Below are 21,597 nucleotides of genomic sequence, written 5' to 3'. Positions count from 1 at the left end.
TCACGCCTCCGGCCGCATCACGGGCTCGCCCAACTGGGCACCTCCGCCGGTTTCCCGGAGCTTCACGTCGTGCGGCCCCTCGGGGACGGCCATGCGCTCGGCCCGGGCTTCGACGCGGCCGATCTGGATGAGGGAGAGCAACACCGTGCCGACGACGGTCAGGAACACGCCGAGGTCGAACGCCATCGCGGAGGCGACCTCGACCTTCCCGGCGAGCGGAATGTCGAGATAGGCGAAGGTGCTGGTCAGGAAGGGCCGCCCGAATAGGAAGGCCGCAGCCCCCGTCGCGCCCGCGATCAGCACCCCGGCACCCACCATCGTGTGCGCGTCCAGCCGCCGCCGCTCCACCGCCCAGGCGTAGCCACTGGCGAGGAACTGCATCAGGATCGCGATGGCGACCACCAGCCCGGCGATGAACCCGCCGCCGGGCAGATTGTGGCCGCGCAGGAAGATGTAGACGCCCACCATGAGCGCCAGCGGCAGCAGCGCGCGCGTCACCACGACCAGCAGGAGGGGATGGGCGTCGGCGGCTTCCCGGCCCTGGCGCATCTCCGAGAGGCGCCGCGCGGCGGCTCCCTTCAGCGCTCCGTCGAGCAGGGCGTAGATCGTGATCGCGGCGATGCCGAGCACGATGATCTCGCCGAAGGTGTCGAAGCCGCGAAAATCGACGAGGATGACGTTTACGACGTTGGTCCCGCCGCCACCGGGCTTGGCCTCGGCGATGTGGAAGCCGGAGATCGACGTCCCGTCGCGCGTCATCACGGCGTAGGCGAGCCCGCCCAGCCCCAGTCCGCAGACGATGGCGAGAACCGACTGCACCAGCGTCTTGCCAGAGATCCGTTCCCGCGGTGGCTCGCGCGGGATGAGGTTGAGGGCGAGCAGCAGGAGCACCGTCGTCACCACCTCGACGGTGATCTGGGTGAGCGCGAGGTCGGGCGCCGAGAACTGCACGAAGAGCAGCGACACGCCGAGCCCGATGACGCTGGTGACGACCAGCGTCAGGAGCCGGTTGCGCTGGATCGCGACGACCGCGGCACCGGAGATCACCACGCTGGCCCAGACGAGCAAGGCGGGTGCGTTGACGCCGAGGAGCGGCCGGGTCCCCGCGGCATGCTCGCCGGTCAGGAACGCGGCGGCGCCGAGGACGACGAGGGTGGCGATGATGAAGCCGAGGTCGGCGGGCAGCGAACCCGAATGCAGAGCCGACGTGATCCGCCGCGCCAAGCCGGTCGCTGCTGCCAGCGTCGCATCAAAGATCGCCTTGGCATCGAGCCTGGGCAGGGCTAGCCGCACGGAATCGAGCCGGCTCCACATGGCCAATGCCAGCCCGCCGAGCACGAAGGCCGCGAGGCTCAGGGCCAGCGCGGGCGTGAGCCCGTGCCAGATGGCGAGGGAATACTCGGGGAGTGGCACGGGCCCGAGCACGCCGAGCGCAGTCCGCTCGACCACGGCGCCGGCGACGAGCGCCGGCGCGATGCCGATGGCGACCACCGCCGCCACGAGCACGGCGACGGGCAGCCACAGCCCGGCAGGCGGATCGTGGGGATGGTGCGGATAGTCGCTGCGGACGGGCCCGAGGTAGACGCCCCAGGCGAACCGGACGGAATAGGCTACCGAGAGGACGGCGCCAGCCGTCGCCAGCGCCGCGACGAGCCAGTCATTGCCGGCCAGCGGCGTGTGCGCAGCCGCTTCGAGCATCATCTCCTTCGACAGGAAGCCGTTGAGGAGGGGTATGCCGGCCATGGAGCCTGCGGCGAGCAGGCCGAGCGTGGCGCTGAGCGGCATCAGCCGCGCCAGGCCACCGAGCCGGTTGATGTCGCGCGTGCCGGCCTCGTGGTCGACGATGCCGGCGCTCATGAAGAGCGCGGCCTTGAAGGTCGCGTGGTTGAGGATGTGGAACACGGCCGCGACCACCGCGAAGGGTGTCGCAAAGCCGAGCAGCATGGTGATCAGGCCGAGATGGCTGACGGTCGAATAGGCGAGGATGGCCTTCAGGTCGGTCCGGAACAGGGCGATCCACGCCCCGACGAGCATGGTCGCCAGCCCGACCGGCGCGACGATGGCGAACCACAGGTCGGTGCCGCCAAGGACAGGCCAAAGCCGGGCCAGCAGGAAGATGCCCGCCTTCACCATGGTCGCCGAGTGCAGGTAGGCCGACACGGGCGTCGGTGCGGCCATCGCGTGCGGCAGCCAGAAATGAAACGGAAACTGCGCCGACTTGGTGAAGGCGCCGCCGACGATCAGCAACAGGGCCGGGACGTAGAGGGGCGAGGCCCGCACGATTTCGCCGCGCTGCAGGATCTCCGTCATGTTCCAGCTGCCGGCTGCCTGGGCGAGCAGGACGAAGCCCGCGACCAGCAGCAGGCCGCCTCCCCCGGTCACCGTCAGCGCCATCCGGGCGCCCTGCCGGCCCTCCGGGAGGTGGCTCCAGTAGCCGATGAGCATGAAGGAGCTCAGGCTCGTCAGCTCCCAGTAGATGGCGAGCAGCAGTAGGTTGTCGCTGGTGACAACGCCGAGCATCGAGCCCTGAAACAGGAGCAGAAAGGCGAAGAAGCGGCCCGGCGTATCCCTGGGCGAGAGGTAGGAACCGGCATAGACGATGATCAGCAGGCCGATCAGAAGGATCATTGCCGCGAAGAAGAAGCCGAGCCCGTCGAGGAACGCCGAGAAAGACAGGCCGAGCTGGGGCATCCACGGGACGCCCTGCATGACCACCTCGCCGCGGTATACGGCGCCGGCCGAGGCCGCCAGCACGGCGATGGCGGCAAGGGTCACCGCCGCCGAGAGCGCGGCACAGACGCCCTTCCCCGCCCTGCCGGCGAGCGCGGGAAGGATGGCTCCCGCGAGCGGGACGAGTGGCAGGAGGGCTACGCTCATGCGGCGTGCGGTTCCGGCGGCGGGGGAGCGCGGCCGGCGCGGGCAGCCGCGCCGCCGTCGGCGGTGCGCCAGACATGGAACAAGTCCAGCTCTGAAACAAGACAGCCGGACCGTGCCGAACCGCCATGCAGCTCCGGACGGACCGGCCAGCGCCGATCAGGCGCTCTAGCGAACGAACTGGTCGACGAAATTCTCGCCGAAGCCGGCCGCAGCGAAATGGCGGCGGCACATGTCGATCTTCGTGAACACGTCCTCGTAGCCCAGCACCGCCCCGTCGGGATCGACGTAGATCATGGCGCCATTCACCTGGAACATCGTGATCATCTCGGTCACGTGCTCGTCCACCACGAGAGTGTGGGTCTCGCCGGGCGCCTCGTAGACATAGGCTCCCTCGGTCGCCACCCAGTCATGCTCGAGGTAGCGCCAGCTGCCCTTGAGCACGTAGCCGTGCACGGGCTGGGGATGCCGGTGGCGTGACAGCACGCCCGACTTGCGCACCCGCAGCAGGTTCATCCAGTAGCCGCGCGAGGCGCTGAGGCAGAGCGGGCGGAACCACACGTTCTCCTGCTGCGGAACCCACAACCGCTCGTCTTCCGGAATGGCGTGCGGAATGACGATCTCCGGCGGCGATTCCTTGGGCTGCGGATGGCGGTAGGGCACGCGGCGGTTGTCGTCGTCCTCGCCGAGGCGCTTGCGGTTCACGGTGGTCGCCATGCGATGTCTCCTCACGCGATCGAGTAGCCGCCGTCGACGGGCAACACGGTGCCGGTGACGAAGCGGGCAGCATCAGAGCACAGATAGGCCACGGTCGGGCCGATGTCGTCCGGCGTTCCCCAGCGGCCCATCGGGGTGCGGGCCTCGATCGCGGCGGAGCGCTCGGGCGGAATGGAGCTGGTGAGCTCGGTCCGGATCCAGCCCGGCGCGACGGCATTCACGCGAATGCCGTCCTTCGCCCAAGCCGTCGCCAGCGAACGGGTGAGCTGGGCGACGCCCCCCTTGGAGGCCGCATAGGCGGGCGTCATGGGCGCGCCGAAGAAGGAGTACATGGACGCCAGGTTGACGATCGAGCCCGCGCCCGATGCCGCCAGTTTCTCCCTTGCCGCGACGCACAGCCGCATCGTGCCGGTGAGGTTGACGTCGATGACCTTGCGGAAGTTCTCGACCTCGAACTCCGCCCCGCCACGCAGGATCATGCCGGCGCAGTTCACGAGGACGTCGATGCGCTCATGGCTTCCGACCAGCGCGGCAACGTCGCCGTCGTTGGTGACGTCGAGGCGCCTTGCCGAGATGCCATCCCTTGAAGGCACGGCCGCGACCTCGTCGTCGGTGAGACCCGTCACCGTGACGGCATGGCCCGCATCGAGCAGCGCGAGCGCGGCGCCCCAGCCGATGCCCCGCGCTCCCCCCGTCACGATCGCTCGTTTCATACGCTCATCTCCACTCCGGCCGCGCTTGCGTCATTGCGAGCGCAGCGAAGCAACCCAGACGGGTTCGGCTCGTCCGGTACCTGTTCCTAGGTTGCTTCGTCGCTACGCTTCTCGCAATGACGAGAGGCTCTGCGCCTCACCCCGCGAAGCGGGGCTCGGGCACGCCGCGTACGCCGAGGCCATGGATGGCGAAGAGGCTGCCACGCTGAACGCCGTCCGTGGGGAAGCGCGGCAGCGGCGGCTTGGCCATGGAGGTGACGTAGAGGATGTCGAGGTTGGGACCGCCGAACATGCAGCTCGTCACCTTCTTCACCGGCATGTCGATGATGCGGTCCACGGAGCCGTCCGGGGCGTAGCGCACGAGCTTGGCGTCGTAGACGAGCGCGCTCCACACGTAGCCTTCCTCGTCGACCGTCGCGCCGTCGGCCGCGCCGCCGTTCGAGGTGTCGATCTTCGTGAAGGTGCGCCGGTTGGAGACGTTGCCGGTATCGAGGTCGTAGTCATAGGCCCAGATCTCGCCGGACCAGCTGTCGGCGAAATAGAGGATCCTGCCGTCCGGGCTCCAGCACGGGCCGTTGGAGACGATGATGCCGTCGTCCAGCGTGGTGAGCTTCAGGTCGGGATCGAGGCGGTACAGCGCGCCATTGGGGCCCTCCTCCATCGTGTCCATCGATCCCGCGACGAAGCGGCCGCGCTTGTCGACCTTGCCGTCGTTGATGCGGTTGTTGGGCTTGTCGGGCTCGGGATCGACGATCAGCTGCGTCTCGCCGGTCTTGAAGTCGAGGAAGTGGAACCCGGTTGCGAGCGACAGCACCGCGCCGCCCTGCTTGCGCAGCGCCATCGAACCGATCTTCGCAGGCAAGTCCCAGGCCCGCACCTCGCCGCCATCGGCAGTGCACCGGAAGACGTTGCAGCCGAAGCTGTCGATGAAATAGAGCCGCTGCTCCTCGACGTCCCAGAGCGGGCCTTCGCCCAGGATGGTCTTCACGTCGATCAGAACTTCGATGCGCATTCGTCCCTCCCCTTTTTTCTGTTCCCGTTCAGCCCCGGAAGCGCGGCTCGGGCAGCCCGCGCACGCCGAGGCCGTGGACGGCGAAGAGCCCGCCCGCCTCGCGTTCCTTCGGCGGCACGCCCTTCACCGTTCTCGCCATGGACGTGACATAGGCGATGTCGAGGTTCGGGCCGCCGAAGCTGAGGCTCGTCGTGCTCTCCACCGGCAGCCCGACGCAGCGGTCGAGGGAGCCGTCCGGTGCGAAGCGCACGAGCTTGCCCTCGTAAACCGACGCGCTCCAGACGAAGCCTTCGGCGTCCACCGTCGCCCCGTCCGGCAGCCCTTTCAGGCCCGAGCCGGGGAAGGAGCAGAACGTCCGCCGGTTCGTCGCCCGGCCCGTCGCGGTGTCGTAGTCATAGGCCCAGATGTCGCGGGTGTAGGTGTCGGCGAAGTAGAAGGTGCGGCCGTCCGGGCTCCAGCACGGCCCGTTCGAGCAGACGATGCCGTCGTCGAGCTTTTCGACCGAGCCGTCGGGGTCCAGCCGGAACACCGCGCAGAGCGGGTCGCTCTCCTCGTAGTCCATGTAGCCGGCGACGAAGCGACCCTGCCGGTCCACCTTGCCGTCGTTCATACGGATGCGCGGCTTGCCGGGATCGGGATCGACCCATTTCCGGCAGGCGCCCGAGCCGAAGTCGAGCGTGTAGAAGCCGTCGCGCAAGCTCACCACGGCACCACCCTGCTCGCGCAGGGCGAGCGAGCCTATGTGCTCCGGCACGTCCCAGGTGCGGGCATCACCACCCGCCGCGTCGCAGGAGTGCACCTTGGCGCCGAGGCTGTCGATCCAGTAGAGGCGCTGCTCGGCGACGTCCCAGAGGGGACCTTCGCCGAGCTCGGCGCGCGCGTCCGCGATGAGTTCGATGCGCAGCATGGGGGCGTGCTCCGGCGGTGACCTAGAAGGCGACCCTGTCGGCGCCCTTCAGCTCCAGGATCTCGCGCGCCTCGTCAGGTGTCGCCACGGAGAGCCCGAGGCCCTCGACGATCTGGCGGGCGGAGCGCACCTGCTGGGCATTGGACTCGGCGAGCTTGCCGGGCCCGATCCAGAGCGAGTCCTCCAAACCGACGCGGACGTTGCCGCCCATGGCGGCCGCCTGGGCGGCGATCGCCAGCTGGTTGCGCCCGGCGCCCAGCACCGACCACTTGTACTGGTTGCCGAAAAGGCGGTCGGCCGTGCGCTTCATGTGCATCACGTCCTCGGGATGCGGGCCGATGCCGCCGAGAATGCCGAACACCGTCTGCACGAAGAGCGGCGGCTTCACGAGGCCGCGCTCCAGGAAGTGCGCGAGGTTGTAGAGGTGTGCCGTGTCGTAGCACTCAAACTCGAACCGCGTGCCGGCGCCGCCCAGCGTGCGCAGCACGAACTCGATGTCCTTGTAGGTATTGCGGAAGACGAGGTCGCGGGAGTTCTCGAGCGCCTGCTCCTCCCAGTCGTGCTTGAAATCCTTGAACCGCTTCAGCATCGGGAACAGGCCGAAGTTCATCGAGCCCATGTTCAGGGACGCCACCTCGGGCTGGAAGGTCTCGGCCGGTTTCACGCGCTCCTGCACCGTCATGTAGGGCGCACCGCCGGTGGTCAGGTTCACGACCGCGCCTGTCGCCTGCTTGATGCGGGGCAGGAACTTCGCGAACGCCTCCGGGGTCTGGTCCGGCTTGCCGGTCTGCTCGTCACGGGCGTGGAGGTGGACGATGGCGGCGCCCGCCTCGGCCGCGCCGATGGCGGCGTCGGCGATCTCCTCGGCCGTCACCGGGAGGTACGGCGACATGGAGGGCGTGTGGATCGCGCCGGTGACGGCGCAGGTGATGATGACCTTGTTGCTGGACGCCATGATCTTCGCCTCTTTCGTTGGGGCGCTCAGCGCCCGATGTCCTTCGATGCACGCTTCTTGTGGGCCGCGAGCGCCATCAGCCGGCGGTCGCGCCAGGCCTGACGCTCCTGAAGGCGGTCGGGGGGCAGCAGCTTGCGGCGCTCGTCCTCGATCGTGTCCATCACGGGGCCGTTCCAGTCCACCCGCCACTGCACGCTGGGGAAGATGTTGGAATAGATGCTCTCGTAACGCTCGGCGTAGTCGCGGATGCCGCCGGGAGCATTCAGGTCGATGGTCTCGAAAGGCCCGATGAACGACCAGCGCAGCGCGATACCCTCGCGGATGCCGATGTCGACATCCTCGACGCTGGCATAGCCCTCGGCCACGAGCCGGAAGGCTTCCTCCAGCAGCGCGCCCTGCATCCGGTTCATGACGAAGCCGTCGATTTCCTTCTTCATCACGATAGGCGCATGGCCGGCAGCGCGGAGGAAGGCGGCGGTCCGATCCAGCACGGCCGGATCGGTCCACGGGGCCGGAACGACCTCCGCGGCGGGGATCAGGTAGGGAGGATTGATGGGATGCACGACCAGGCAGCGCGCGCGGCCCTTCAGCTCCTCCGTGAAGGCGGAGGGCAGGATCGCCGAGGTCGAGCTCGCCAGCACCGTGTCTGGCCCCGCGGCGGCATCCAGCCTCGCGAAGACCGCCTTCTTCACCTCGACGTTCTCGGGGGTATTCTCCTGGACGTGTTCGGCGCCTGCGACCGCCTCCTCCAGCGTTGCGACCCCATGCATGCGGCCTCGCACCGTCGCAGCCGAAGCGCCCTCGAGAAGGTCGTTGCCCTCGAGGTCGGGAAGGATGCCCTCGATGTAGGTCAGCGCCTTGGCGGGTGCGTCGGACTGCTCGTCCCACAGCGCGACCTCATGCCCGGCCCGGGCATAGCTGATGGCCCAGGCGCGTCCGACGAACCCCGAGCCGATGATGGCGACCTTGCCCATGCTTTTTACCCTTCCCGGCGCTCAGAGCGCCTCGACATTGCCGTCGACGCCGAGCGACTGGCCCGAAATGTTGCGGCCCGCCGCCGAGACGAGGAAAGCGACCATGCCGGCGACGTCGCCTGCGGTCACCATGCGCCGCAGTGAGACGCGGTCGAGATAAGTCTTCTCCATCTCGGCGTAGGACACGCCGGTCTGCTTGGCGCGGGCATCGATGACGTTGGTCATGCGCGGCCCCTCGACGATGCCGGGCAGGATGGCGTTGACGGTGATGTTGTCCGGCCCGAGTTCCTTGGCGAGGCTCTGGGTGAAGCCGATCACGCCCCACTTCGCCGCCGAATACGGGGTGCGGAACGCATAACCGAAGCGGCCCGCCGCGGAGGACAGGTTGACGATCACGCCGCCGCCCGCCGCCTTGAGGAGCGGCACCCCATGATGCGCGCACAGGAACTGGCCGGTGAGGCAGATGTCGATGGTACGGCGCCAGTCGGCCGGGCTGATCTGCTCCACGCCGCCCGTGGGGCCGGCGATCCCGGCATTGTTGACGAGCACGTCGAGCCCGCCCAGCGTCCCGTGGAGGTCGGCGAACAGGCGCTCCACGTCAGCCTCGGACGACACGTCCGCCCTGGTGACACCGGCGGAGGGGTAGGTTTTCCGGAACTCGTCCAGGAACTCGTCGGAAACGTCGCAGATATGCACCTTCGCGCCGTGGGCGATGAGCGTGTCGGCGATGGCGCGGCCGATGCCGGAGGCCCCGGCGGTCACGAGGGCGCGCAGGCCGGGCTTGATGGCGAAGGTGTCGGCTTGGGACATCGTTTTGGCTCCGGTGTTCAGGCGCGCCGCTCGCGCAAGGCCATCACGGCGACGAGAATGACGACCCCGAAGAGGATCGCGCGGGTGGCGTAGGGCAGTGTGGTTCCGGCCAGCAGCGTCTGCAATGCGGTCAGCAGCAGGACGCCACCGAGCATGCCGAGGTAGTGACCTCGCCCGCCGGTGATCAGCGCGCCGCCGATCACGACGACCGCGATGGACGGCAGCAGGTACTCGTCTCCCATGCCGAGGCTGGCCTGTCCGGAAAACCCGGTGAGCAGCGTGCCGACGATGGCCGAGCACAGGCCGGACAGCATGTAGACACCGATCAGCGTCCGCCCGACCGGCACGCCGGAGAGCGCGGCGACGCGCTCGCCGTTGCCGACGGCGTAGATGCGGCGGCCGAACACGGTGCGGCCGAGCAGCGTCACGGCCGCGACGACGAACAGGCCGACGAAGATGACCACGGGCGTCACGAACAGCTCGCGGTCCGTCATGAACCGGCGCAGCAGGGGCGATGAGAAGCCGTCCGGCGTGCCGTTGGAATAGACGAGCGCGATGCCCTGCAGGATGCCGTTGACGGCGAGCGTCATGACGATGGGCGAGATGCCCAGCATGACGATGCCGGCGCCGTTCACGAAGCCGATGAAGAGGCCGATGAGCAGCACGGCCGGCAAGGCGTAGATGAGCGCCGCGTCAGAGCCCTTGACCATCCCCGCCAGCAGGATGCCGCAGAGGCCGATGGTCCAGGGCAGCGACAGGTCGAGGCCGCCCGTCAGGATCACGGATCCCTGCCCCAGCGCGAGCACCGCGAGGAACGAAGACAGCACGATCAGCGAGTTGAAGTAGCTCCAGCTCGTCAACGCATGGCCGAGCGTGGCCTGCGTCACCAGGAGCACGATGGCGAAGCAGACATAGGCGGGGACTGCGAAGCGCAGCGTCTCGGCATGGCGGGAGAAAAAGCCCGGATCGACCGTGCCCGCCCTGGCTTCCCGCATCGAGGCCAGCTTCGGCAGGCGCAGGAACTTCGGCGCACCGTCGCGCTGGCTGGGCAGCAGGCCCTGGCTGCGGGCCGAGGCACGCATCAGCGCGTGGCGGATCTGGCGGGCGAGCGTCGAGGAGCGGTTCAGCGAGCCGGCGAGCACGGCGAGGATCAGGATCGTGCCCTCTGCCACGGTCGAGTAGTAGGCCGACACGTTCAGCACGAGCAGGATGTTGACGACCATCATGAGGATGTAGGCGCCGAACACCGTGCCGAGCGGGCCGCCTCTGCCGCCACCCAGCACCGTGCCCCCCACAACGACGGCCGCGAACATCTGCAGCAGCATGGGATTGCCGACCAAAGGATCGGCCGAGCCGGTCTGTGCCGAGATGAAGGCGCCGGCGAGCCCGTAGCAGCCGCCGCCGATGACGTAGACCATAAACTGCACGAAGCGCGTCGAGACGCCTGCGGCACGTGCCGACTCGAAGTCGCTTCCGATGGCGTAGATCGCCACGCCGAAGCGCGTGCGCTTCAGCCAGGCCCACAGCAGCAGCAGGACGGCGATGAGCAGAATGGGCTTGGGCAACAGGTTCGGGATGGCGTCGCCGATGAGGAGTTCGCTCAGCCCCGGCGAGACCATGCCGCCCGGCTTGTCCATCACGAGCAGCGTGATGCCCTGCAGGATGAACATGGTCGAGAGCGTCACGACGATGGGCTGCATGCGCAGCACGGCGACGAAGAAGCCATTGAAGGCGCCGGACAGCACGCCGATGCCGACGCCGGTCGCCAGCACCAGCCAGGGCGACGCGCCCGGATCCTGGAATGTCGAGGCAAGGACGACGTTGACGAGCGAAATGACGGCAGCCGCCGACAGGTCGAAGCCGCCGGAGAGGATGACGATGGTCTGGCCGGCGGCGGCGAGGGCTAGCGTCGCACCGCTCATCGCCATCTGGGACAGGTCGTAATAGGTGAGCGAGACCGTCCCCATCGAGGAGACGGCGCCCAGCAACACGAGGAACACGGCGATCGCGATCAGCAGGCCGCGCAACCGGCCCAGCCGGCGGGAAAACCCGGATGATGCGGGCGTGGCGGACGCGTAGGTGCCGATGTTGGTCGACGTCACGCCGCCTTCTCCCCCTCATGCCCGCCGCCCAGGGCAAGACGCAGGATGTCTTCCTCGGTCAGGGCTTCCCCGGTGAGCTCCCCCGCCACGCGGCCGGCGTAGAACACCATGACCCGGTCGGCGAGATGGACGAGCTCCGGGATCTCGGTGGAGTGGAACAGCACCGCGCCGCCGGCGTCGGCATAGGCGCGGATCAGCCGGTAGAGCTCGTTCTTCGTGCCCACGTCGATGCCGCGGGTGGGATCGAAGAGCAGCAGGACCCGGCTCTCGGCCAGCAGCCACTTGGCAATGGCGATCTTCTGCTGGTTTCCGCCGGAGAAAGCGCCGACCCGTGTCCAGAGCGCGCGTCTGTCGACCTCCACCTGGTCGAAGACGCGCTCCACCGCTTCGCTCTCCGCGCGGCCGTCGATGAGAATGCCTTTCGAGAACCGGTCGATGACGGGGAGAGACGCGTTGTGCTTTCCGGTCAGCTTAAGGAACAGGGCCTCGGTCTTGCGGTCCTCCGGCACGAGGCTGATGCCAATGTGGGCCTGCACGGCATCGAGGGGCGAGGAGATCACGATGGGCTGGCCATCGACCCTCAGCTGGCCGCCGGTGAGGTCGGCCATTCCGAAGCAGGCAAGGAAGAGGTCCAGCTGGCCCATGCCCTGCAGGCCGGCGACGCCCAGAATCCCGCCCGCCCTGAGGCTGAAGGACGCCTCGCGCAGCTTGCCCGTCGTGCCCAGCCGGTCGGCGCCGAGCACCTCGGGGCCCGACGCGGTGGCGGCTGCCTCACGCTTGGCGGGGAAGGCGTGGGCCAGCGAGCGCCCGGCGATCATGCGGATCACCTCGGCATCGTCGTAGGAGGAGACGGGACCGGTGGCGATGTGCTTGCCGTTGCGCAGCACCGTCATCGTGTCGCAGAAGTCACGGACCTCGCGCAGCCGATGCGAGATGAAGACGGTCGTGACGCCCTTGCGCTTCTGGCCGGCGATGATCTCGCCCAGCCAGTCGACGTCACGGCCCGACAGGGTCGAGGTGGGCTCGTCCAGCAGCAGAATGCGCGGCTCGCGGAAGATGGCGCGAGCGATCTCGATCTTCTGCTGTACGGCAAGATCGAGCTCGGCCATGTCCTCGTCGAGCGGCACGTCGCCCATGCCGAGCGACTCGAAATGGCGGCTCACGAGATCCCGGGCGCGGCGGCGGCGGATGGTGCCGAGCGGACCGACCGGCCCGTAGGGCAGGAGCATGTTGTCGAGAACCGTGAGGTCACCGACCAGCGTCATCTCCTGGAACGCCGTCTGGATGCCGCGCGAGTGCGAGGCCCGGGGGGTGGCGAGGCGCGCGGTTTCCCCAAAGACCTCGAGCGTTCCGGTATCAGGCAGCACGAGGCCGGAGAGGAGCTTGACGATGGTCGACTTGCCCGCGCCGTTCTCGCCTAGCAGGGCGTGGACGCTGCCCTCGCGAATGTCGAACGAGACGTCGTCGACGGCAACGGTGGCGCCGTAGGCCTTCCGCAAATGGTCCACGGAGACAGCGGCGCGGCCGCTTTCGACGGGGAACGGATCAGCCATGCGGCACCTGCCGGAGAAGGGGGCCGCCGGGCGCGGAGGGGAACGCCCGGCGGAAAGGGGCCGGCCGCCAGTGGGAGCGGCCGGCCGCAACGCTACGAGCCGATCAAGGCTCGGGCTGGCCGACGAGGGCAGCCTGCAGGCCGATCTCGGGGGTCTCGGGCGAGTAGATCGACGCGAACCAGCCCGGGTTGGGCACGAGGGACGGCGGGAAGGCGTTGCAGCCGTTCTTCATCTCCTCCCAGGTGCCTTCCTTGCAGTACTTGATCGTGTCGTTCGTCACGAGCGGCAACGGCAGGGTGATGCGCTTCGCCACGTCCTTGCCCTCGAGCTTCTGGACCGCGAGCTTCAGCGCGTATCCGCCTGCATAGGGAGGCGAGGCGTAGGAGATGCGCGGCGCGCCCATGGGAGTGTAGGTGCCGTTGGCGCCCTCGACCTCGGCGCCGATCGGCAGCGTCTGGATGCGGCCGCCATTCGAGCCTTCGCCCGCGCAGGGCTTCAGGTCAGCCGGCTTCTTGCCCGCCTCGACCTGCATCGTGTTGGCGGTGTAGCAGCCGACCTGCATCCACAGCCCGTCGATCTGGTCCCAGTTGCGGGTGGCGAGGATCTTGGACATCTCGGTCCGCGCGACCGCCTGGCTCCACATGCCGACCGCCTCGGCGACGATCTTGATGTCCGGATACTTTGCGAAGACCTCCTTGGCGGCCTTCGTGCGCAGCGTATCGACCGATGTGCCGGGGACGCCGGTGACCGCGACGATGTTGCCCTTGCCGTTCAGCTTCTTGGCGAGCCACTCGGCCGTGACGCGGCCGGCCTCTTCCTGGTCGATGGAGACGTTGTAGGCGCAGGGCTCCGTGATCTCGGCGTCATAGGCGATGATCATCACGCCCTTGTCGCAGGCGTTCTTGACGGCCTGGTTCAGTGCGGTGGGAGAGATCGGGTAGACGACGATGGCCTGGGCGCCCTGCTGCACCATGGCGTTGATCTGCTGGATCTGGCGCTGGGCGTTGGGGCCGGCCACCTGCACCTGCAGGTCGACCTTGTCGGCGAAGTTCTTGTGGGCGGCCATGGCCTTGACCATGTTCGCGGCCTCGGCCTGCCAGTCATTGCCGATGTAGCTCATCGACAGGAAAACCTTGAACTTTTTATCGGCGGCCACGGCGGCACCGGTCAGGCACCCCCAGGCGAGGGCCGCGGCACCGACACCCGCGGCAAGTCCCGAAATCATGCGCTTCATCGTTTCCTCCCCTCGCCCCGCTGCGGGACCGGTCGACCCGAGATGCGGCCCATTGTCTGGGCCGTCACTAGGTTATTTGATCATAGATCAATGATCGGCCGTTGTGCAAGCGGGTGGCGTGAGGCATTCTCCGCCAGGGCACGGCCTTGCACGCGCCCTGTACCGTGGTACGAGCGGCCGATGTCCGATACCGCACCCGCTTCCGTCCTCAAGGTCTCGCGTGCACCTCGCGGCACTCTGCAGGACCACGTCTACCGCGAGCTGTGCGAACTCATCCTCGACGGCGGCATCGCGCCCGGACAGTCCGTCACCATCCAGGCCCTGGCGGACGCCTTCGGGGTCAGCGCAATGCCGGTGCGCGAGGCCCTGCAGCGCCTCACCGCGGCACGGGTGCTGCAGGTCATCTCCGGGCGATCAATCGGTATTCCTCCGCTCAGCCGTGAGCGGATGATCGACCTCCGCCGGGTGCGTCTGGAAGTCGAGGCCCTTGCCGCGGAATGGGCCACGGCACGGATCAGCCCGGCAGACCTCGTTGTACTCGAGGGCCTTCTACGCCGGGCCGAGAAGGCGGCTGACGAAGGCGCGCGCGACGAATACCTGCGGCTGAACAGAGCCATCCACTTTCTGATCTACCGGGCTTCTGGATCCGAAGCACTGTTTGCGATCATAGAAAACCTCTGGCTCCAGGTTAGCCCCTATTTTCATTTCCTCTATTCTTCCGGCAACTTTCATCAGGCAAAGGAGAAGCACGCTCAGATGCTGGCCGGGCTGACGGCTCGGGATCCCGACATGGTGCGCACTGGCCTGATCGAAGACATCGAGGCGGCCGGCCGCGTGCTCGATTCCCTGCTGCAGCCCGAGGGGGCAGGTTCTGTTCCGTCCGGCACCTTGGCGCAGTTTCCCGCCGCAGCGGCCCGCACCGGCCAGGCTGCCGCGGGCGACGCGTGGGACGACAGGATCGAGGCCCTCCTCCGGGAGCGCGACAGTGTCAGCGTCGCGCAGGTGCTGGAGCATCTCGGCCTGCCACCCGGCGACAGCCAGAGTGCCTTCGGCCAGCGCGTGGGCCGCATTCTGCAGGCCAAGGGATGGGAGCGAACGCAGCGCAGGATCGGCGGGCGTCCTGTCAGGATCTATGTCGCCCCGCACCGCGCCTGAATGCCTGGGCGTCACCAGGCGGTCCCACCCCACCTGGTGACAGCCCGGTCCAATGCAACAGACCTGTTCAGGAGTTTGTTAACGTACTGTCGCATTGCATGCAGACGTGCTTAAGTCAGCCGGGGAGAAGAGGGCTCGCCTTGGCGGTGCTGAACGTCATTTTTGCGATGTGGGCGACACAGGTCCTGTGGTTCGCCGTCGAGATTGCCGTTCCCGTGCTGGCGAATACGGGGCGTCCGTCCAGCCCGGTCTAGAACGAGGCAACCCAGCCAGACCGTAGCTGCATCTCTTGAAACTTCGAATTGCCTTGCCACTTTCATATTGCAGTGCACAATAGCGCTGAATCGAAAGAGCAATTGGCGGAGTTTCCCGATGGTTCGGGCCAAGCAGAACTGGCACAAGGGACCCGTGAAGGTCCGGCAGGAGCAGCCCGTCATTGACGAGGCCATTGCGGCCGCGCGCGACCTCGCAACCGATCCGGCCGAGATCGCAGCCATCGCCGCGGGTTTCATGGGCGTTCCCGTCGAGGAGGTTAAGCCGCTCGTCACCCGTCAGCGTCCGACCATCTCCATCGCGCCGCGCATGGGAAGCCCAACAGCTCGGGAAACCGTGGTCGAGTACGTCCGTCGCCGGCCGCTTCGCCGGGGCTGACCAGCGTTAGCGCGAGCGCGGACGATGACTTCGGTCAAAGACGCCCGCCGCCGGCAAGGCCACCCTCTGGTCCGGGGTGTGGGGACACGCGCATGCCGAACTACTTTTTCGACGTGGTTCGTGGCGAGGAGACTGGCCGCGACGACGTCGGGGTCGAGGCGACCGACGTCGGGGCCGCCATGCGCGAGGCGTTGCGCCGCTGCGAACTCCTCCGGACGGCCGCCGAAGCTGCGAAGGAGGACTGGCGCAACTGGCTGGTCGTGACGCGCGATGAAACCCGCGCCTTCGTGTTCGCGCTCCGGCTGTCGGCCGTTGCTCTCGACCCTTCGGTCGCGGATCCGGAAAAGAAAAGGCCGGCCCGAGGGGCCGGCCAGTCGGAGGGGAGGAACTGACTGCGAGAGTGCCGCAAGACTGCGGTCAGATCTGTGATCCACCTCACACATTCCGGCTCGAACTCTTCCGCATGCCTGCACAATCTGAGACAAAGTGACGCAGTTAAGCTTCAGCTCGGGCTTTTCATGTAGGTATTTACTCTTACTTCAATGCGGACCGCTAGCCAGTTGCGGCCCTGCACTGATGCACGGCAGAGACGTCCCCGCCTGCCAGAGAGCCCTATGAACAGCACACGCGAAAGCAGCAGCGCTGAGGCTGGCTCCTTCCGGATGGAAGACCGCCTCGCCTTCGTCGGCATCACGCCGGAAACCCGCCAGCAGCTCGTGAAGCTGGGCAAGACTGTCGCCGAGCAGATGCCCGGCGCACTTGACACCTTCTACGAGCACATCGACCGCTTCACCGAAACGCGTTCGAAGTTCAACACCGGAGATGTCAAGTCCCGGGCGAAGACGGCGCAGCTGGCACACTGGCAGCGGATCTGTAGCGGACAGTTCTCGACGGACTACGCAGCATCTGTGCAGCGCATCGGCGCCGTTCACGCCAGGATCGGCCTAGAGCCGAAATGGTATATCGGCGCCTATGCGTTCCTGAGCGCGCATGTGATCCGCGCCATCACGGCGGATGCCGAGAAGGGCGCAGGCTTCTTTTCGCGCAAGCCGAAAACAAACGCGGCCGAGCAGATCATCGCCTTCGTGCAGGCCATGCTCCTCGATGTCGAACTTTCGCTGAACGTTTATTTCGAGCTTTCCGAGAAGGCGCGTCTCGATGCCGAGGCGGCCCAGGCGGAGGCCTCGGCCAAGGCCGTGGAGAACGCGCAGACGGCAGTCGTCGCTACCTTCGGCCGTGCCTTCTCTGCCCTCGCCGACCGCGACCTCACCGTGCAGCTCACCGACGAGGTGCCCCCGGCCTTCGAGCCCATGCGCCAGGATTTCAACAGGGCGGTCGTTGCCCTCGGCGAGGTCATGCAGACGGCGCGCGGCATCTCCTCCGAGGTCGCGTCGTCGGCCGAGGCCATCCAGTCCGGCGCGCGCGACCTGTCGATGCGCACGGAGCAGCAGGCGGCCTCTCTGGAGGAGACCGCGGCGACCACCGAGCAACTCGCCGCATCCGTGAAGGCCTCCGCCCAGTCGTCCCGCAACGCGGTCGCCCTCGCCAACGAGGCGACGGGCGTCGCCCAGGAAGGCGGCTCTATCGTCGGCCGGGCCGTCGAGGCGATGGCGCGGATCGAGACGGCCAGCCAGAAGATTTCGGACATCACGGACGTGATCGACGAGATAGCCTTCCAGACCAACCTGCTGGCGCTTAATGCCGCCGTCGAGGCGGCCCGGGCTGGCGATGCCGGCAAGGGCTTCGCGGTCGTCGCGTCTGAGGTGCGCACGCTGGCGCAGCGGTCCTCGGAGGCGGCAAAGGAGATCACCGCTCTCATCGACGCCTCGGTCTCCGAGGTCGAGGGCGGCGTGAAACTCGTGCGCTCAGCCGGCGAGGCGCTCGACAAGATCGTCGATGCGTCGCGCCGGGTCGCGCAGACCGTCACCGAGATCTCGACTGCCTCGGGCGAACAGGCCAACGGCATCGAGAGCATGAGCGAGTCCGTCGCCGACATGGATCAGATGACCCAGCAGAACGCCGCTCTCGCCGAAGAGAGCGCAGGCTCGGCCACCGCACTGACCGACCAGGTCGCTCGCCTCAACGAGGTCGTCGCCCAGTTCAGGCTTTCGGAAGCCGCCACGGCCGCGAGGCTCAGGGAACAGGCCGCCGCCGCCTTCTCCAGGCGCGAGACGGGCCGCGAAACGGCGCCGCGGCCACGGAAAGTGGCGGGCGGAAGCTGGGAAAGCTTCTGACACCCGCCGAGGCGGGCGCCACTCCGGTGGCGCCCGCACAGCTTCGCATGAGGCATTAGTCGGAGTCAGAGCACGTCAGCAGGCTTCAGCGGACACGGCGTCGCCGGGTCGGTTTCCACCTGCAGCGTCGCGTGCTGGATGCCGAAGACGCGGCGCAGCTCCTCGCAGGTCCGCAGCAGGAACGCGTCGCCAGGATGCCCTCCCGGCATGACGAGATGGGCAGTCAGGATCACGTCCGTCGTACTGACGGGCCATATGTGCAGGTCGTGCACGGAGGCTACGCCATCCTGCTTTTCGAGGGTGGCGAGGACCTGCTCCGGCTCTATACCCGGCGGCACGGCGTTCATGGCGAGTGCCACGCTGTCGCGCAGCAGTCCCCAGGTGCTCCACACGATCACGGCCACGATGGCGAGGCTGACCGCCGGATCGAGCCACAGCCAGCCCGTTCCCAGAATGACCAGCCCCGCAACGACGACGCCCAGTGATACGGCTGCGTCGGCGGCCATGTGGAGGTACGCCCCGCGAATGTTGAGGTCGTGCTCGCGGCCGGAGGCGAAGAGCCACGCCGTGGCGCCATTGATCAGGATGCCGATGGCGGCGACCACCATGACCGTCGTTTCCGCGACGGGTTGTGGATGAAACAGACGCTGGAAAGCTTCCCAGGCGATCGCGCCGACGGCGATCAGGAGGAAGACGGCGTTGAACAGCGCGGCGAGGATGGTCGAGGACCGCAACCCATAGGTGTAGCGCTGCGATGGCGGGCGCTGGGCGAGCACAGCAGCGGCCCAGGCCGCCACCAGGCCCAGAACGTCCGAGAGATTGTGGCCGGCGTCTGCCAGCAGCGCCATCGAGTTCGAGGCAAGGCCGTAACCGGCCTCGATCGCCACGAAGGCCGTGTTGAGGCCGATGCCGATGGCGAAGGCACGCCCGAACGATGCGGGCGCGTGCACATGGCCGTGGCCGCCATGTCCTCCATGACTGCCATGCCCACCATGACTTCCATGGCTGCCATGACGGTGTCCGTCAGCTGCGCGAGGTGAACCGGCTGCGCCGTCACTGGGTTGCCGTGGGTCATCATGACGGGGCCCGTGGCCGGGTTCCTCACCGTGGTCGTGATTGTGGTCGTGCGTCATTGGTCTTCCGCCGCGTCGCCGTGCGGCTTAAAGCACGGCACGTCGCGCCGGTCGACCTCAGGCGGAGGCGGTAGCGGCCCTGCGAGGCTGGGGAGCCATCATTCGGGTCAGCCCGATGATGCCGAGCGCGACGGCGGCATAGGCCAGGAACTGCAACTCGCTCGGCTGGTCGCTGTAGCCGACGAGCGTGTGCAAGACGCGCCCGACAAGGCTCTTCTCCGAGAGGATCGCCGACGTGTCCCACAGCGGCGAGCCGAGCCACTCGACCACACCGGCCTGCTCCAGCATCGACACGCACTGCGCCGCCATGCCGGCCGCCAGCAAGGTGATGAGCATGCTGGTGACACCGAACAGGGCCTTGGCCGGGATTCGGACGAGGCCGAGATAGGTCGCCACGGAAACGGCAGCGCCCAGCCCCAGCCCGATCAGGCCGCCGGTCATGATCGACGCCGCGGAAGACCCCGCATTGGAGACGAGCACGCCGTAGAGGAAGAGCACGACCTCCCCGCCCTCGCGCAGCACGGCGATACCGACCACCACCGCCAACGCCAGCAGAGAGCGCGTCCCGGCCGCGACTTCGCGTCCGGCGTCCTTCAGCTCGGTCGCCATCTCGCGGCCGTGCTTGGCCATCCAGATGTTGTGCCAGGCCAGCATCAGCACGGCCGTGCCGAGGATCGCGGCATCGAACAGCTCCTGGCCCGATCCGCTGAAAGCCTCCGACAGGGCGCCGGTGAAGAGCGCGATCAGGCAGCTCCCCGCGACGCCCGCGGCAACGCCCGCCGCTACCCACCCGGCACGCCCTGGCACGCCGCGGGTGACGGCCATGACGATGCCGACGATCAGCCCGGCCTCGAGCAGTTCGCGGAAGACGATGATGGCAGCTGCGAGCATCGAACCGGCCTCACTCGGCGACCACGTAGCCCTTGGCCACGTCTTCGCGGTACTCGTTGACGAACAGGTAACGGCCGGGCTTCAGCGCCTTGACGCGCGCGACGATGGTGCCGCCCGCGGGCACGACCTTCTCGATCTTGAGCTCCTTGCCCTCGATCTCGGCCGGTGCCGTCTCGCCATTGATGAACTTCAGCACGAGGTTGCGGCCGGCAGGCACACGGACCTCGTGCGGGTTGAACACGTCGCCGCTCAGCGTGATCTCGGCGTCGGGGGTGTCTTCGGCCGACGCCGGAGCCGCCAGCAGAGCGGCGGCAAGGCAGGCGGCGGCGAGGACGAACGGCCGGTGCATGGACTGATCCCTTGTCTTTGCAGGCAAGGTCTTCCATGCCGGAACCTCCGGGTCAAGCAAACGGACAAACATTATAGCGTTTCAAAACTGCAGTCTGGAGACGTTCAAAAGTAGAGCGCCTTCAGGTCCGTACAATCACTGAGCCGTGATCTTTGTGGGCCCGTACGCGGGTGCTGGAACGCGGCCGTCAAGGCTAGCCGGTCACGTCCGGCCCGCGCGCTGGCGTGCGGACCTCCGGCCCGGCCCCGAGGCGCCGTCCGAGCGCGAGAGGGCGATCTCGGTCACGGTGGGGATGCGGGGCGCGTCCGCGTCGCTGGGCTGGAGGCGTGCTGCCGCGGCCACGGCGAGGCACTGGACGAGGCACATCGGGGCAGCGAGGGAGCGGGAGAAGCTGTACTCCTCCTCCGGCACGGTGAAGAGCACTGTTGCGTCCTTCGCCAAGGGCGAGAGCTGGCTGTCGGTGATGGCGATGACGGGTGCGCCGGACGCGGCGGCCCCTTCCACGATCGTCACGACCTCCTTGGCGTAGTGGCGGAAGGAAATGCCGACGAGCACGTCGGCGCGGGTGATGGTGGTCGCCATCTCCTGCGCGAGTCCGCCGGCGGGGTCGAGCAGGATCACCTTTCTCCTCAGCATGGTGAGGAGGTAGCGCAGAAGCATGGCAATCGGCTCGGAGCGGAGCTGGCCGGCGACATAGATCGTCTGCGACTCCGTCAGGAGCCTGGCGGCTTCGGCGAGATCCTCTTCCCTGATGCTCCCCAGCAGGGTCTGGAGAGCAGCCGTATCCCTGAGCACGAGCGCCTGGAGGTAGCCCAGATTGCCCCGCTCCTCGTTGCGGGACAGTTCCGTCTCCAGCGCACGGATGCGTTCGCGAAACCCTGGCGCGGCCGTGGCAAGCCTCGTCTGGAAGATGGCCTGCAACTCCTTGAAGCCGGAATAGCCGAAGTTCTGGGCGAAGCGGACAAGGCTCGACGGGTGCACGCCGCACTTCGCGGCGATGGCGTTGATGGACTCCAGCGCGACCACGTTGGGGTTCTGGGTGAAGAAGCGTGCGACCTGCTGGAACGATGCCGGAAGCGTCGGAAATTCCGCGGTGATGCGATTGACGATGCCTTCGTAGTTGCGCGGTGTCGTGTCCCCGGCTCCCCGGTCGTCGCCCACCATCGCGTGTCCTCCCCGTCCGCCGCTCACTTGCCGGCAGAGCCGGCATCGCCTTGACAAGCAATTTGCGTTGCAGGACGATCTCGCGCAACAAATTCTGTTGCAAGAGGCGCGGGGAGGAAACGGCGCTGGTCCGGTGTGCCGCACCTTCCCGGGAGCGGCCCGCGGGTCC

General features: G+C 67.7%; 19 protein-coding genes. 4 read left to right on the top strand and 15 right to left on the bottom strand.

Annotation, left to right across the window (positions count from 1 at the left end):
* The 11 genes from AC5JCN_RS23825 to AC5JCN_RS23775 all read right to left on the bottom strand — a co-directional run bounded on the left by AC5JCN_RS23825 (position 1) and on the right by AC5JCN_RS23775 (position 13,851).
* Positions 1–2,877, bottom strand: a complete 2,877-nt coding sequence (locus tag AC5JCN_RS23825) for a monovalent cation/H+ antiporter subunit A (RefSeq protein ID WP_495757577.1) — start codon at positions 2,875–2,877, stop codon at positions 1–3.
* A 165-nt stretch (positions 2,878–3,042) separates the two neighbouring features.
* Positions 3,043–3,591, bottom strand: a complete 549-nt coding sequence (locus AC5JCN_RS23820; RefSeq protein ID WP_495757576.1) for a 2,4'-dihydroxyacetophenone dioxygenase family protein — start codon at positions 3,589–3,591, stop codon at positions 3,043–3,045.
* An 11-nt stretch (positions 3,592–3,602) separates the two neighbouring features.
* Positions 3,603–4,304: an SDR family NAD(P)-dependent oxidoreductase gene (locus tag AC5JCN_RS23815; protein ID WP_495757575.1), complete on the bottom strand. Its 702-nt coding sequence runs from the start codon at positions 4,302–4,304 to the stop codon at positions 3,603–3,605.
* 136 nt (positions 4,305–4,440) lie between these two features.
* Positions 4,441–5,316: an SMP-30/gluconolactonase/LRE family protein gene (locus AC5JCN_RS23810; RefSeq protein ID WP_495757574.1), complete on the bottom strand. Its 876-nt coding sequence runs from the start codon at positions 5,314–5,316 to the stop codon at positions 4,441–4,443.
* Positions 5,317–5,344: 28 nt separating this feature from the next.
* Positions 5,345–6,223 carry an SMP-30/gluconolactonase/LRE family protein gene (locus AC5JCN_RS23805; protein WP_495757573.1) on the bottom strand — a complete coding sequence of 293 codons (879 nt, stop codon included), beginning with the start codon at positions 6,221–6,223 and terminating at the stop codon, positions 5,345–5,347.
* A gap of 22 nt (positions 6,224–6,245) precedes the next feature.
* Positions 6,246–7,178, bottom strand: a complete 933-nt coding sequence (gene kce / locus AC5JCN_RS23800) for a 3,5-dioxohexanoate:acetyl-CoA acetone transferase (protein WP_495757572.1) — start codon at positions 7,176–7,178, stop codon at positions 6,246–6,248.
* 26 nt (positions 7,179–7,204) lie between these two features.
* Positions 7,205–8,152, bottom strand: coding sequence for a 3-hydroxyacyl-CoA dehydrogenase (locus tag AC5JCN_RS23795; protein WP_495757571.1), 948 nt, complete (start codon positions 8,150–8,152; stop codon positions 7,205–7,207).
* A gap of 21 nt (positions 8,153–8,173) precedes the next feature.
* On the bottom strand, positions 8,174–8,962 hold the full coding sequence (locus AC5JCN_RS23790; protein ID WP_495757570.1) for an SDR family oxidoreductase: 789 nt from the start codon (positions 8,960–8,962) through the stop codon (positions 8,174–8,176).
* A gap of 17 nt (positions 8,963–8,979) precedes the next feature.
* The gene (locus AC5JCN_RS23785) at positions 8,980–11,064 is read right to left on the bottom strand and encodes an ABC transporter permease (protein WP_495757569.1); all 2,085 of its coding nucleotides are present in this window, start codon (positions 11,062–11,064) and stop codon (positions 8,980–8,982) included.
* Complete coding sequence (locus tag AC5JCN_RS23780) at positions 11,061–12,617, bottom strand: sugar ABC transporter ATP-binding protein (protein WP_495757568.1); 1,557 nt, start codon at positions 12,615–12,617, stop codon at positions 11,061–11,063. Before AC5JCN_RS23780 ends, AC5JCN_RS23785 begins: the two co-directional genes overlap by 4 nt.
* Before the next feature lie 103 nt (positions 12,618–12,720).
* Positions 12,721–13,851 (bottom strand): sugar ABC transporter substrate-binding protein, encoded by a 1,131-nt coding sequence (locus AC5JCN_RS23775; protein WP_495757567.1) that lies wholly within the window; start codon positions 13,849–13,851, stop codon positions 12,721–12,723.
* A 180-nt stretch (positions 13,852–14,031) separates the two neighbouring features.
* Between AC5JCN_RS23775 and AC5JCN_RS23770 the strand changes: the two genes are divergently transcribed.
* From AC5JCN_RS23770 to AC5JCN_RS23755, 4 genes are all read left to right on the top strand, one after another.
* On the top strand, positions 14,032–15,006 hold the full coding sequence (locus AC5JCN_RS23770; RefSeq protein ID WP_495757566.1) for a GntR family transcriptional regulator: 975 nt from the start codon (positions 14,032–14,034) through the stop codon (positions 15,004–15,006).
* A gap of 372 nt (positions 15,007–15,378) precedes the next feature.
* Entirely contained in the window at positions 15,379–15,657 is a 279-nt protein-coding gene (locus tag AC5JCN_RS23765; protein ID WP_495757565.1) for a hypothetical protein, read from the top strand.
* A 92-nt stretch (positions 15,658–15,749) separates the two neighbouring features.
* Positions 15,750–16,049, top strand: a complete 300-nt coding sequence (locus tag AC5JCN_RS23760; RefSeq protein ID WP_495757564.1) for a DUF6894 family protein — start codon at positions 15,750–15,752, stop codon at positions 16,047–16,049.
* 222 nt (positions 16,050–16,271) lie between these two features.
* Positions 16,272–17,891 carry a methyl-accepting chemotaxis protein gene (locus tag AC5JCN_RS23755; RefSeq protein ID WP_495757563.1) on the top strand — a complete coding sequence of 540 codons (1,620 nt, stop codon included), beginning with the start codon at positions 16,272–16,274 and terminating at the stop codon, positions 17,889–17,891.
* 65 nt (positions 17,892–17,956) lie between these two features.
* Here AC5JCN_RS23755 and AC5JCN_RS23750 read toward each other — a convergent pair whose 3' ends face one another.
* From AC5JCN_RS23750 to AC5JCN_RS23735, 4 genes are all read right to left on the bottom strand, one after another.
* Positions 17,957–19,024, bottom strand: a complete 1,068-nt coding sequence (locus AC5JCN_RS23750; RefSeq protein WP_495757562.1) for a cation diffusion facilitator family transporter — start codon at positions 19,022–19,024, stop codon at positions 17,957–17,959.
* 57 nt (positions 19,025–19,081) lie between these two features.
* Positions 19,082–19,915 carry an FTR1 family iron permease gene (locus AC5JCN_RS23745; RefSeq protein WP_495757561.1) on the bottom strand — a complete coding sequence of 278 codons (834 nt, stop codon included), beginning with the start codon at positions 19,913–19,915 and terminating at the stop codon, positions 19,082–19,084.
* Between the two features lie 10 nt (positions 19,916–19,925).
* The gene (locus tag AC5JCN_RS23740; protein WP_495757560.1) at positions 19,926–20,264 is read right to left on the bottom strand and encodes a cupredoxin domain-containing protein; all 339 of its coding nucleotides are present in this window, start codon (positions 20,262–20,264) and stop codon (positions 19,926–19,928) included.
* 201 nt (positions 20,265–20,465) lie between these two features.
* Positions 20,466–21,428 (bottom strand): MurR/RpiR family transcriptional regulator, encoded by a 963-nt coding sequence (locus tag AC5JCN_RS23735; protein WP_495757559.1) that lies wholly within the window; start codon positions 21,426–21,428, stop codon positions 20,466–20,468.
* Positions 21,429–21,597 lie beyond the last annotated feature (169 nt).

It is taken from the genome of Alsobacter sp. (assembly GCF_059501845.1).
Note: the sequence above shows the minus strand (reverse complement) of the source record. Positions and strands in the feature narration are given on the sequence as shown.